At 35.5% G+C, this 12,819-nt stretch carries 12 protein-coding genes and 1 riboswitch; of the genes, 1 reads left to right on the plus strand and 11 read right to left on the minus strand.

The annotated features are described in order from the left end of the window. Positions 1–391 precede the first annotated feature (391 nt). On the plus strand, positions 392–1,390 hold the full coding sequence (locus tag L0Z58_RS02335) for a pyruvate dehydrogenase complex E1 component subunit beta (protein WP_010962621.1): 999 nt from the start codon (positions 392–394) through the stop codon (positions 1,388–1,390). On the opposite strand, the gene L0Z58_RS02340 is transcribed toward L0Z58_RS02335, so the two are convergent. The 11 genes from L0Z58_RS02340 to pgsA all read right to left on the minus strand — a co-directional run bounded on the left by L0Z58_RS02340 (position 1,366) and on the right by pgsA (position 12,803). Then, positions 1,366–1,740 (minus strand): TrbC/VirB2 family protein, encoded by a 375-nt coding sequence (locus L0Z58_RS02340; protein WP_006279664.1) that lies wholly within the window; start codon positions 1,738–1,740, stop codon positions 1,366–1,368. The two genes, L0Z58_RS02335 and L0Z58_RS02340, sit on opposite strands and share 25 nt — an antisense overlap. Positions 1,741–2,439: 699 nt before the next feature. Next, a complete protein-coding gene (gene lepA / locus L0Z58_RS02345) occupies positions 2,440–4,236 on the minus strand; it encodes a translation elongation factor 4 (protein ID WP_010082651.1) in 1,797 nt (598 codons plus the stop codon). A 75-nt stretch (positions 4,237–4,311) separates the two neighbouring features. Continuing rightward, positions 4,312–5,706: a malonyl-CoA decarboxylase gene (locus L0Z58_RS02350; RefSeq protein WP_010962622.1), complete on the minus strand. Its 1,395-nt coding sequence runs from the start codon at positions 5,704–5,706 to the stop codon at positions 4,312–4,314. A 1,022-nt stretch (positions 5,707–6,728) separates the two neighbouring features. Beyond that, complete coding sequence (locus L0Z58_RS02355; RefSeq protein ID WP_010962623.1) at positions 6,729–7,421, minus strand: thiamine diphosphokinase; 693 nt, start codon at positions 7,419–7,421, stop codon at positions 6,729–6,731. After that, on the minus strand, positions 7,402–7,677 hold the full coding sequence (locus tag L0Z58_RS02360; RefSeq protein WP_006280002.1) for a SemiSWEET family sugar transporter: 276 nt from the start codon (positions 7,675–7,677) through the stop codon (positions 7,402–7,404). The genes L0Z58_RS02355 and L0Z58_RS02360 overlap by 20 nt, the downstream gene beginning before the upstream one ends. Next, a riboswitch (TPP riboswitch) is annotated at positions 7,666–7,768 on the minus strand. (Overlaps the previous gene by 12 nt.) Before the next feature lie 76 nt (positions 7,769–7,844). After that, positions 7,845–8,690, minus strand: a complete 846-nt coding sequence (locus L0Z58_RS02365; protein WP_010962624.1) for an SPFH domain-containing protein — start codon at positions 8,688–8,690, stop codon at positions 7,845–7,847. Between the two features lie 7 nt (positions 8,691–8,697). After that, positions 8,698–9,636, minus strand: a complete 939-nt coding sequence (locus L0Z58_RS02370) for a M23 family metallopeptidase (RefSeq protein WP_010962625.1) — start codon at positions 9,634–9,636, stop codon at positions 8,698–8,700. 3 nt (positions 9,637–9,639) lie between these two features. After that, positions 9,640–10,380 carry a YebC/PmpR family DNA-binding transcriptional regulator gene (locus L0Z58_RS02375; RefSeq protein WP_010962626.1) on the minus strand — a complete coding sequence of 247 codons (741 nt, stop codon included), beginning with the start codon at positions 10,378–10,380 and terminating at the stop codon, positions 9,640–9,642. 59 nt (positions 10,381–10,439) lie between these two features. Continuing rightward, positions 10,440–11,147, minus strand: coding sequence for an outer membrane protein assembly factor BamD (locus L0Z58_RS02380; RefSeq protein WP_010962627.1), 708 nt, complete (start codon positions 11,145–11,147; stop codon positions 10,440–10,442). Positions 11,148–11,207: 60 nt separating this feature from the next. Beyond that, positions 11,208–12,149: a hypothetical protein gene (locus tag L0Z58_RS02385; protein WP_010962628.1), complete on the minus strand. Its 942-nt coding sequence runs from the start codon at positions 12,147–12,149 to the stop codon at positions 11,208–11,210. A 120-nt stretch (positions 12,150–12,269) separates the two neighbouring features. Continuing rightward, the gene (pgsA, locus tag L0Z58_RS02390) at positions 12,270–12,803 is read right to left on the minus strand and encodes a CDP-diacylglycerol--glycerol-3-phosphate 3-phosphatidyltransferase (RefSeq protein WP_010962629.1); all 534 of its coding nucleotides are present in this window, start codon (positions 12,801–12,803) and stop codon (positions 12,270–12,272) included. Positions 12,804–12,819 lie beyond the last annotated feature (16 nt).

Below are 12,819 nucleotides of genomic sequence, written 5' to 3' on the forward strand. Positions count from 1 at the left end.
TTTTAGCAACTAAAAGCTGTAAATTGCACCATATAAACAGTTATTTCAAGCAAAAGTTATACTGACCTTAGCCAGAAAAAGTGGTGGAAAAGTTAGGAATGTTTTTTACAAAAAAAGACAGTATCAATAAAAAGGATTTTATTCTATTTGAAATATAAAATTATCATGTATTTTTCTGTTATTCCCAAGTGAATTATTATTAACTTAGCAGTATATATTATTAAAAACACAAGCAATACAATCATTTTTAGCAACCAAAACCAGCAAGCGTGAGAAGATTTTTTTTTGGAATGAGTTGGTCATGATGTTTGTAAAACTTAATTTGTACACTTTACTTACCCCCAGTAATTCTGATATAGTTACTTTAGTTAAAGTCTATAAAAGTTTATAAATGGCAACCTTAAGTGTAAGAGAAGCTTTATGCACAGCAATTAGAGAAGAAATGCAAAACGACTCTGATGTGCTTATCATGGGTGAAGAAGTTGCAGAGTATGATGGTGCTTATAAAGTAACGAAAGGATTACTGAAAGAGTTTGGAGAAAACAGAATAGTTGATACGCCTATTACCGAACATGGATTTGCTGGCCTTGCTGTTGGAGCGGCATTTGCTGGATTAAAGCCAATAGTCGAGTTTATGACTTTTAATTTTTCTATGCAAGCTATTGACCAAATTGTGAATTCCGCAGCAAAAACAAATTATATGTCAGGCGGACAACTTGGATGCCCTATAGTATTTCGTGGACCAAATGGCGCTGCAGCAAGAGTTGCTGCACAACATTCTCAATGCTTTGCAGCTTGGTATTCGCATATACCGGGGTTAAAAGTAATAGCACCCTATTTTGCCTCAGATTGCAGAGGTCTGCTTAAAGCTGCAATTCGTGACCCTAATCCGGTAATATTTCTAGAAAACGAAATAGCTTATGGACATGAGCATGAAGTTTCTGACTCTGAGCTATCAAACAAAGATTATCTACTTGAGATAGGCAAAGCTGCTGTTATACGGGAAGGAAAGGATGTAACTATCACTGCTTTTTCATTAAAATTAATGGATGCCTTAAATGCAGCAGATTTACTTTCGAGTAAAGGTATAGAAGCTGAAGTTATTGACCTCAGAACCTTAAGACCACTTGACACTCAAACTGTTATTAACTCTATTCAGAAGACTAATAGGTTAGTTAGTGTAGAAGAAGGATGGCCATTTGCAGGAATAGGAGCAGAGCTGTCAGCCGTTGTTATGGAACAAGGATTTGACTACCTTGATGCTCCAGTTGTACGTGTAACTGGCAAGGACATCCCCTTACCTTACGCTGCAAATCTAGAAAAAAAAGCATTACCGCAAGTGGAAGATATAGTTGAAGCCGTGCATCAGGTCTGTTTTAGAAAAAAATAGTTCTTTTTTGTGTCTCCTGTTCCGCATTGGTCCATCAAAGAAGTATTTCCAGTGCCGCCTATACCACCCATTACTTTTATGACGATAGTTTTAGCACCGAAAAATACAGCACAAAATATACCGAGTGCAAAAAGAGCTGGCCATGGCATTCTACCAAATATCGCAAGCAAAGCTGCACCTATTATCACTACGGTCATAAGCGGTCCGCCTATTCCCCAAACGTAGCCAATAATGTTACATATTACTTGAGCAGTTGTATCAGTATTAGTGTCAGCGGCAGCACTCCCAACATGAGAAAAAGAAATAAATAATACTATAAAAAGAATATTAAAAACTTTCCTAGGGTTCATCTCTATACCTTAAATTTAGATATTGCAATTATACCTAAAATACTATAATTTTTAGTAAAACTAGCATAAAGATTGAATAACAAACGGTGCCACAAAAGTAGTTGACACACAACTGCACAAATATTGTAATATAGACATAGTAAACGATATTATTCCAGTGCTTGACGCTGGAATCCAGACTTTAATTGTTATATTTATAAATAAGTCTGGAACGTTCATCTCAAATGCAGTATTTTTGTTGAAATAGCTCAACTGGATCCCAGTGTCAAGCACTGGGATGACAGCAGTCCTACGTCATACCGCCGCGGTATCTCAGCCGCTAACAAGTAGCGGGATGACGGTTGTCGTTTAGCCATAAACATTAAGAAATTTACCAAATGAAAAAAAAGGCAAAAGAAACCCTAGGGTAGCTAGTTATTCACTATCCATTTTTTAAGTTGGCGTTTTTTTATGTTTTAAACGCTTTATAAGCGCGTTTCAGCTTATGTAGGTAGAAGTTTTATAAAGACATAAGGTGCACATAGTGCAAAAAATTAAACATGAGACGCCAGATACGTGAGTTTTTTTGTCATTTAATCTGTACAGAGAAGATAAATAAATAGCTTCAGTTTCATGATAAGGGGGCTGGCGGAGTTTGTCAAGTAAGTTTTTTCGTTTCTAACGGTTGTTGCCAAAAACTATACAAGAAGTCTTTTAAGATCAATCACTTATCTTCAAGGCTTGAATAAAAGCATTCTGTGGAATATTTACGTTCCCTATAGAATGTAACCTTTTTTTACCCTTCTTTTGCTTTTCAAGTAGTTTCATTCTTCGCGTTACATCTCCACCATAGAGTTTAGCTGTTACATCTTTTCTGTATGGGTTAATCGTTTCTCTGGCAATAATTTTTCCGCCCACTGCCGCTTGAATCGCGATTTTATATTGCTGACGTGGTATTAAATCCTTCAAGCGTGCACATATTTCACGCCCCCTTTTTTCTGCCCTACTTTTGTGAACGATACAAGCCAGTGCATCTACGGGCTCTCCATTAATTAAAAAGCTTAATTTATCTATTTGGCTTACCAGATAGCTGGAAATTTCCCAATCCAAACTTGCATATCCTTTGGAAATTGATTTTAATCGATCATAAAAGTCAAAAACAACTTCAGACAGTGGTAATTTATATCTTAACAATGCTGTTGTTGTGTTACCAATGTAAGATAAATCCTCCTGTTCTCCCCTCCTTTCTTCACATAGAGATAGAATATCACCTAAGTATTGATCAGGAACCATTATGGTTGCGGTAATCCACGGTTCTTCCACAATTTCAATTTTCGTTGGATCTGGCATATCACTTGGGTTATGAATATTCAAAACTTCACCACTTCGTGTTGTAACCCTATATATAACACTCGGTGCAGTTGCTGTTAGATCTAAATCAAACTCTCTCTCGAGTCTTTCTTGAATAACTTCAAGATGCAACATTCCCAAAAAACCACAACGAAATCCATAGCCTAGTGCATTTGAAGTTTCAGCTTCGAAGGTAAAACTTGCATCATTTAAATGTAACTTCTCTAGAGCTTCCCTTAGATATTTAAAATCATCCGTTTTGTGAGGGAAAATGCTACAAAATACCACAGGATGCACTTCTTTAAATCCAGGAAGTGCTTCACTACAAGGTCTCTTTTCCTCAGTGATAGTGTCTCCTACCTTGCAGTCTGCTACTTCCTTCATTGAAGCAGTTATAAAACCAACTTCACCCGCTGAAAGTTCACCCGTCATCACTTTTTTAGGGGTGAAAATACCGATATTATCTATCTGATATGTAGCATTATTAGACATCATAACAATTCTCATGCCTTTTTTTAGCACTCCATTTTTAACTCGCACTAAAATTACTACTCCTAAGTAAGTGTCATACCAACTATCAACCAAAATTGCTTGCAGTGGAGCATTTACATCACCTTGAGGAGCTGGAAGTTTTGCTACTATTGCTTCCAGTACATCTTTTATTCCAAGTCCAGTTTTTGCTGATATTAAAACTGACTCACTTGCGTCAATGCCAATTACTTCCTCAACCTGGAGTTTTACCTTTTCTGGATCTGCAGCAGGAAGATCAACTTTATTGAGCACAACTATTATTTCATGGTTGTTGTCAATAGCTTTATATACATTTGCAAGGGTTTGTGCTTCAACGCCCTGGCTACTATCTACCACTAAAAGTGAACCTTCACATGCGGCTAAGCTTCGGCTTACCTCGTAAGAAAAGTCAACGTGACCTGGGGTGTCCATGAGATTTAGGCAATATTGATTACCGTCGTTTGCCGTATAATTGAGTTTTACCGTCTGTGCCTTAATTGTAATCCCACGTTCACGTTCTATATCCATTGAATCGAGTATTTGATTGATCATTTCTCTTGCTTCAAGGCCGTTACATTCCTCTATTAAACGGTCAGCAAGCGTTGACTTACCGTGGTCTATATGCGCTATTATTGCAAAATTTCTTATGTTGTTCATTTATGGCTATTTTACTTAAGTAGAACCATTTTACATTTTAAGTGTTGTGAGGGCAATCCTTTATTAAGAGACTATTTACTCCTTCAACATAGACGACACTTTTTTCGAGCAGGAAATCACTTTATTAACCATATAGTTTTCATGATTATTATCTATTTTAGGCAACTCATACAGATAATTTACCATCATTCCAGCCGACTGACTAATACCTTTTTCAGAAGTATCCGCCATCCAGTTTAATTGTTTTATCGATGCACCATTGCTTAAATGAAAATGCGCCACCGGATCATAAGCATTCCCATTACTATTATTCACTTTTAGTAAATAATATGCACATAGTTTAAGCATGCATTGTTTAGTTTCATTTATACATTCAACGTTAATTTTTAATTGCTCTGCACTTTCTAAAATTTCTGCACTAGATTGTTTTATATTTAGTTTGCCCAATAAAGTGACATCTTGGTTTAGATTGTTTTTTAGCCATTTCGTAAAGCCAGGTATTGGAGAAAGAGTTGCATATGTTTTTATACTTTTAAACTCCTGTGATAGCTTTTCTACAACCCTTTTGATCAAAAAATTACCAAGGCTGATTCCAGATAACCCTGCTTGAGTGTTTGATATTGAATAGAATATAGCAGTGCTTGCATTACTCGGATCATTTGAAGGTACTGACTCATCTAAAAGGTGTTGAATACTATCTGCAATCTTATCCACCAATGCAACCTCTACAAAAATTAGAGGTTCGTTTGGTATCTTGTAATGAAAAAAAGCAAAACAGAGACCCAGCCTGTTTTTTAAGTCATCCCAAGAGGAAATTTTATGCACAGCTTCATATTTTATAAGTTTTTCTAGCAATGATGCAGGTGAATCCCAGATGATTTGACGAAGATCAAGTAGATCAACATCAACCCAAGTATAGAGTATATTTTTTAATTCGCTTTCTAGTGGATTCAAGCTTCTATATTGGTTCTTTAGCTTAAGCACGTCAGAACGCATATCAACAATAAACTTAAGGCCTTCTGGTAAAGAAATAAATTGCTTCAATATTTTAGAACGCGGTGATTCAAGAATTTTTATTAAATCCTGTTCAAATTTATAGTTTAACTCGGGATCTTGGTTTTTCTTATACTCTCTAATTTTCTCATCTATTTCCGCTTTATTCGGATTAAATTTTTCTGCCAGGGTTTGTAGAAATTTTATTTTACCTTTCTCTGATAAGCTTAAGTACAAGTTACCAAGAGATACAGCGTTTTTACGTGCTGAAACCTCCCCTCCCTTTGGATTTAAGCACTCGTTCATCTTCAAGACTAAACTATCGATATCGCGACTGTTGCTTAAATCAGGACTGATGTTACCAATCCACGATCTTACAGCATCTGCCACTCCACCTAGTATTTTAAAAAAGCTTCTTACCGCCTTTTTGTCTTCAACTTTCACTATATCAGTTTTTACCAATGATTCTTTTGTCATAGATTCCCTTTATTATACATAGCTAATGCAAGTCAGGGTCATACCGCTGCGATATCTCTAGATCCCGCTAACAAGTAGCGGGATGACGAATTTGTCGTTTGTCAAATCGTCGGTAAACCCAAGTTATTTTAGCTACATATAGCTTAAGTTAAAGGAAAATTTTAGCTACATAGCAGGCACTATTACTAGATTATTAATAATTCAGTAATACAATAGACTTCTTGCACTACCTCCCAAGCCACAACTGTCATTCAGTAGAAACGAAAAAACTTGCTTGACAAACTCCGCCAGCTCCCCTATCATGAAACTGAAGCTATTGTATTTGCTTTCGCCAATCTGCAGATTAAAAGGTAAGGATTACTTAATGTATCGGCGTCTTATGTTCAATTTTTTGCAGTATATAGATACTGTATGTCTTTACAAAACTTCATCTACATCTAGATTTTTATCTAAATAAGCTGAACGCGCTTATAAAGCGTTACAAGACATCAAAAAATGCCAATACTCGACAGAGATAGTAAAAGACTAGCTAACTCGGGGATTCTTTGTCTTTTTTTCTGCTTAGTAAATTTCTTAAACGTTTGCAGCGTAAGTTAGTTGCAATTAAAAGCGGCTGAATCTCGCTTTTCAAGCGTTTAAAACATAAAAAACGCCAATATTTTAAAGCGGATAATAACCTCAGGGCTTCTTTTGCCTTTTTTTTCGTTTGGTAAATTTCTTAATGTTTATAGCTAAACGACAATCGTCATCCCGCTACGTGTTAGCGGGATCTATGTTAAGGTATAGTAGGGGATCTATGTTAAGAGATACCGCGAATGAATCGCGGTATGACGGTGTAGATGATGGTTAAGCAATTCGTCATCCCGCTGCTTGTTAGCGGCTAAGAGATACCGCGGCGGTATGACGTAGGACTGCTGTCATTCAAGTAGCTGAAACTGGAATGACACGTCATAAAGGAACCAGTGTCAGCTACTTGGATGATACCTTTTTTCTACTTAGTTTGGGTTATGCAAGAAGTCTATTTACTTCTTAACTTGACGCACATGATGTCTTGCAGCATCATCTACTGTCTCTAAATAAATCATTGCTAGACATATACCACTGTGTACTTCTACGGATACCTTATTGCCTAAACTTCGATTAAAGCAAGAATTTTTTCCCGGAAAAGCAAGATTACTAAGGTGCAGTTCCCATTTTAATCCTTTAGTTGATATTTGAGCTCTCGGTATACCAAGTAAAGATATTTTAGTATTTTTTGGCAAAGAAAAAAAATGGGTAATACCTTTTTGTAAAGTGTAACCTACCATGGGAGGTGAAGGTGTGTAAAAGATACTGCCCGTACTTAGAAAAATGTTAATATTCTGTAGTATGTGATCAATTGCTCCTCCAGTAATACCCGTTACTATTGATGGCAATAACTTTACTGTTTTTAAGTGAGCCATTGCTTTAGAAAAGTCGCAATAATCTTGATCAGGTAGATATATCGTATTCAAATTAGCACGTAAATCCAGATTTACGCTATCCAAATCTCCTACTACAAGATCAGGTTTTACGCCAATTGATAGAAGCTTGTTTGCTCCTCCATCTACAGCAATAATAGGTATATCTCGTTTAAAAAACGATGAGCTCGGTATTTTTCCATTTAGCACTACAATAGAACGATATTGTTGTTGTGTACTGCAGTGCAGCACATGATCATGGTGCAGGTTTTGCATCGTAGTAACATTTTTGAATAATTGATATTATGCTAATCACTAATCCAGCAATATTGCTAAGCACCACAAAAATTGAGCTCTGGTAAAGACCATAGCCAATCCAAGACAATGAACAAATAAGATAGTTTACTAACATTAACATCGATACATCACGAGTAACTTTAGTGATATATGCTTTATATACTTGAGGTGATAATCCAATTAGAGATGCAATTAACGCAATGAAGCCGAAGCATTCTTCAATATTTATATACATATATTTCCCTACGCTTGCTTTAACAATATCAGGTTCAAAGGGTTGTACTTTATGTACTCTCAGCTTTTCTAGAGCACCCCTAATGCGTGTAATTTATAACATCATTTAGTCTATTAATCAAGAAATTAATAGTGACTTGCATTTATGAAACCCAATCGGCTTCTATGCTAATTATTATCTAAACTAATCGTCGGTTGTGCATCTTGCTCAGAGATTAGGGCAACCAACAAATTATTTATCAATTGAACCTTTTGCTTGCCATCTAATTGTAAGCTTTTGTTTTTTTCAAAATGAGCTATTACTTCCTCGACAATTCCTATTGCATTTTGCACTATATGCCTTCTTGCCGAAGTGATAGCATGTGCTTGTTGACGCCTTAACATTGCTTGTGCAATCTCGGACGAATACGCCAAATGCGATATTCTTGCTTCTGTAATCTCAATTCCTGCAATATCTAATCTTTGTTGTAACATTGACCGCAATTCATCTGAAATTTTATCAGAATTTTTACGTAAAGATTCCTCATTGCTCTCGCTGTCATACGGATAATTGCTCGCCAATTCTCTAATTACCGAGTCACTTTGTACAAAAACAAATTCGTGATAGTTGTTAACATTATAATACGCCTTTGCAGGACTGCTCACTCTCCAAACAATTACTGCAGAAATCTCTATTGGACTTCCATTTGCATCATTAACTTTTATTTTTTCTGTGTTAATATTCTGAAATTTTAGGGAAACTATATATTTGCTTGAAAAGGGAAGCGTTACACATATTCCAGACTTAAAATAAGTTCCAATATAATGACCAAAAAATTCTATCACTCTTGCTTCATTAGGGTCATTAATAAAAAATCCTTGAAGAAAAGTCAAAATTGAAACGGCAGCAACTCCAAGTGCAATTGTGCTGTCATATGCCAAAAAAAGCAGCGATAAAATTAATCCTAGCGCTATTAGTACAGGAAAAGCCCGAATTTGACTCAAATTTCTATCGTTTATCGTATTCTTATCCATATTGTCTTTAAACTTCTTTTTCACTTGAACTCTCTCTGTTGATCGTTTTATTTATCTTATTTACAAATAGTTTAAACTCTCTTAATTCATGATCAGGCAATTTTACTTCAGTTTTATGTGCTATCGTAAGCGGATCGATGTGTTTGCCGTTATATATAACTTCGTAATGTAAATGAGGGCCTGTTGCAACACCAGTGCTACCAACATAGGCGATGACCTGCCCCTGCTTTACTTTAGAGCCTAACTTTATATCGCCACTAAATCTACTTATATGCGCGTAACAGGTTGAATATTCATTTTTGTGTTTTATTTTGATGTAATTTCCATAGCCACCATTCTTTCCTATATATTCTATCACACCCTCTGCAGCAGCGTATATGGGAGTGCCAAGTTTAGCTGCATAATCCACTCCTTTGTGAAAAGCAATTTTACCGCGAACAGGATGCTTTCTATTGCCAAATTTTGAGGATATGCGATAATCTCCATTTAAAGGATTTGCAAAAATTTCGCCATTTTTTAAGCTTATTCCTTCTTTATTAAAATACCTTTCTTTGCCGTCTTGCGATTTATAATGATATAAACTAATAGCTTTCTTGTTTATTATCAGTGAAGCATATAAAATTTTTTCTTCAGTCTTCTGATTATTAGGCAATCTCTCAAAAAGAACCTCCAATTTACTCTTCGGCACAATGTCTTTTTTAAAATCAACACCGAAATCTTTATATATGTTGATCAATTTCATCACTGTATTTGGCGCCAACCCTTCCGTGGCAAAAAAGGAAGATTTTATGGTACTGGATATGAATAACAACTTTCTATCACTTTCTGTCGTCAAAGTAGCTTTTTTTTTTCTGATTCCATGCTGGAATGGCTGTGCAAGATCTGTTGATGTTTCAGCGGTATATAACGGTAAGATAAAGAGCAGCATAAATACAATCAGCTTCATCATTTAAACAGCATCAACAAAAGTAAAATTACCTTCCACATACTGTACATCATCATTATCTTCTAATTCTTCAACCAATGCAGATAATTTATCAATTAACTCTTTATCGCTAATTTCAATCAGATCTTTTGGCTGCCATGAAAGACGAGCAAGTTCTGGTTCTCCGAATTTTGCATAAAAGGCATCGCGTACTTTACCAAAATCTTTTATTTCACAAGTTATAACGTGTAATCCTTCTTTGTCATTTTCCTCAACATTCAATACTTCTAATTCGATTCCATGACTGAATAAATCATCAAAATTCACACCCTCTGCTTTATAGACGATTAAGCCTACATGATCGAAAAGGTAACTAACACTTCCTGTTTCTCCCAAGTTTCCACCCTTGCGAGAAAATATATAACGTACCTCAGAAGCAGTTCGGTTGCGATTATTAGTCAAAACATGGACAATGAGTGCAGTGCCAGAAGGCCCATGACCTTCATATTGGATTTCCTCGTAATTTTCTCCAGCAACGTTACCAGTTGCATTTTTTATTGCTGTTTCTATTTTATCTTTTGGTAGATTTTCCTTGCGTGCAGCAAATATAGCAGAGCGAAGGCGCGGGTTGAGTTCGGGATCGGGCAGCCCTTGCTTTGCAGCAACTGTTATTTCTCTGATCAGCTTCGTAAATTTTTGAGAGCGCTTTGCATCCTGAGCGCCTTTCCGATGTTTTATATTTGAAAATTGTGAATGACCAGCCATATTCAAATAGTTAAAAACCTAATTATATATCAAAGCATAGAAAAAGCTAAAGCAAATTTTCAAGCCTCTGGCTTGGCATCTTGCAGGTTTTCTGCTAATAACATACTTTCATACTGCTCAGCTTCTAAGTCAAGGCCAAGAGCTGAATGGGCTGCTATTAAATGGTTAATAGACTTAGAAAAATATTTAGAATCCTTATAGCTTGCCATATTCTGGAAACGCTTAATTGCTGCTAAATATTCACCACGCCTCAGGTAAAATTTACCGATAGAATACTCTTTTGTTGATATATGTTCTGTGATTAATTTTGCTCTTTCCTTTATCTCGTCTACATATTCGCTGCCTGGAAAGAGATTAATGTACTCAGTGGCTAGCTCTAAAGTTTTATATGCAGTTTGCTGTCCAAGTTGCACTTTATTAATTTGCATGTAATAAGATAATACTCTTAAGTAGTATACATATGGTAAATCTTCACCATTTGAATAAACATATATATAATCAGCCATATCACTTGCAGCACTGCTATAGTTACCCATATTATAGTGAGAGACCCCAGATAATAATTTTGCTTTCATTGCCCAATAAGAAAAAGGATACAAATCCTCTATCTTATGAAATGCCCTAATAGCTTGTTTATATTTTTTCTGGTCAAAAAGTTCAACTGCTTCTTCATATAGTTCAGTTTCAGTTTTTTCAAGATCATCCGCATACGATTGTGTAAAGGAGCAAATTAGGAAAATAAAGCACGTGATTAAAGTCTTATACATAAGATTTTTTTCGATCAAAATAAAGTATAGACCTAAATATTACTTAAATAAATAAATTTCTTAGGCAATAGCCGGTCCTTCTTCTTTATAACTACGGTCAGAACTACCTGCATTTCTTGATTCACCTCGTCCTTCCACTTTTGGATCTTTCAGCGTCTTACTGTAGGAATGTATAGTTAAGACCTGTACAGCCATAAAAATTGCAATACCTACCAAGCCTAAAGTAGGTCCAACAGCAGGATTTAAGGACGATGCTAATGCTATTAACATTATCCTTCTTATTAAAAATACAGAAGAACCAGCAAGCGCCAATCCGGCTACAGATATATTGCTAGTTTTCTTGCTAGATTTCTCATCAAGATCAGACTTTTCTGTTTCCTTTTTCTTATTTTTTTCATGCTTATCAATATAAGAAACAAGAGTTGCAAGAAAAGCAATTGCATTGGCAAGAAATAAAATTGCATCCTCTGCTGCTTCAAGTGAAGATGTTTCACCCATTATCATACCTACAATAACCAGTGCAGTTGTTATAGCCTCAATATAGATCAAACACTGACCTATATCAGAAATATTGTGCTCTTTTTCCTTTACTTCCTCTCCATTTTCAATAATCTCCAACTCTCGTTCTTTTTGTGCTATCTTCCTATTATTGTAAATTAAATATAGCGTACAAATAAGAGATAAGACTGTAAAAGGTAATATAGTGTGGCTTAGCGCGCCACTTATCACGCCAAGTAATACCTGATCGCTATATGTTTTTTCCAGTTCAATCGCCATCAGCAATGTAAATGGGACCATTGTTGCCAATGATGCACATTTTCTATATAGCTCTCTTTTTTTTAGTGCTAATAGTTCTTGTTCTAGCCTTTCTCTTTTGACTTCTTTATCAACTGTTGGCCAAAAATCCCAAAAAAACTCTTCTAATGGTTCAAAATCTCTTTTTTTCTTATTCTTTCCTGGAACCTTTTTAGTAGAAGAAAATTTGCCACTAGGTATTTTCATAATATTAACCTAATTAGTAGTAAGTTAATACAATTATACACCTTTTTGCTTTCTGAGTCAATATCACTAAGATATTAACTACTCTTGTCTATTAACTATTTCCTAGGAGATTTAATCAATCTATTTGATGCCGGCTAGGATATAATTATAGCCTGACCACATAGTTATAATAGCTGCAACCCATAAACAAATCGCACCTGTATATTGAATCATATAATAATCGTTCATTATTAGCGCTACTACAGCAACCATCTGCAAAAATGTTTTAATTTTTCCAGCTTTGCTTACAGGTAGACTAACATTTGTAGCTATCAGAAACTCCCGTAAACCCGAGACTAATATCTCCCGACAGATGATGATAATCGATGGTACTATTGTAAAATCATTTATCTTATGCTTATAAACTAGCATAATTATCGTTGAAACCACTATTAATTTGTCAGCAATTGGATCAAATAGCTTGCCAAACTTTGATTGGACTTTCCACGCACGCGCCAGGTAACCATCAAAAAAATCCGTAATGCACGCAAACACAAAGATTGATATTGTTATCAGGCCTGCATATTTATTTTCTATATAAAAACTTAATATTATTGCTGGTATTGCAAGTGCACGAGAAATTGTAAGCAAATTAGGCACGTTTTTTTTAAGCATGTAATATCATCTTACG

Origin of the sequence: Wolbachia endosymbiont of Aedes aegypti (genome assembly GCF_021496215.1) — a bacterium.
Classification (GTDB): domain Bacteria; phylum Pseudomonadota; class Alphaproteobacteria; order Rickettsiales; family Anaplasmataceae; genus Wolbachia; species Wolbachia pipientis.

Excerpts from the sequence above, each read along its gene's own strand:
- L0Z58_RS02335 (WP_010962621.1), top strand. The coding sequence starts at position 392 with ATGGCAACCTTAAGTGTAAGAGAAGCTTTATGCACAGCAATTAGAGAA.
- L0Z58_RS02340 (WP_006279664.1), bottom strand. The coding sequence starts at position 1,740 with ATGAACCCTAGGAAAGTTTTTAATATTCTTTTTATAGTATTATTTATT.
- lepA (WP_010082651.1), bottom strand. The coding sequence starts at position 4,236 with ATGAACAACATAAGAAATTTTGCAATAATAGCGCATATAGACCACGGT.
- L0Z58_RS02350 (WP_010962622.1), bottom strand. The coding sequence starts at position 5,706 with ATGACAAAAGAATCATTGGTAAAAACTGATATAGTGAAAGTTGAAGAC.
- L0Z58_RS02355 (WP_010962623.1), bottom strand. The coding sequence starts at position 7,421 with ATGCAAAACCTGCACCATGATCATGTGCTGCACTGCAGTACACAACAA.
- L0Z58_RS02360 (WP_006280002.1), bottom strand. The coding sequence starts at position 7,677 with ATGTATATAAATATTGAAGAATGCTTCGGCTTCATTGCGTTAATTGCA.
- L0Z58_RS02365 (WP_010962624.1), bottom strand. The coding sequence starts at position 8,690 with ATGGATAAGAATACGATAAACGATAGAAATTTGAGTCAAATTCGGGCT.
- L0Z58_RS02370 (WP_010962625.1), bottom strand. The coding sequence starts at position 9,636 with ATGAAGCTGATTGTATTTATGCTGCTCTTTATCTTACCGTTATATACC.
- L0Z58_RS02375 (WP_010962626.1), bottom strand. The coding sequence starts at position 10,380 with ATGGCTGGTCATTCACAATTTTCAAATATAAAACATCGGAAAGGCGCT.
- L0Z58_RS02380 (WP_010962627.1), bottom strand. The coding sequence starts at position 11,147 with ATGTATAAGACTTTAATCACGTGCTTTATTTTCCTAATTTGCTCCTTT.
- L0Z58_RS02385 (WP_010962628.1), bottom strand. The coding sequence starts at position 12,149 with ATGAAAATACCTAGTGGCAAATTTTCTTCTACTAAAAAGGTTCCAGGA.
- pgsA (WP_010962629.1), bottom strand. The coding sequence starts at position 12,803 with ATGCTTAAAAAAAACGTGCCTAATTTGCTTACAATTTCTCGTGCACTT.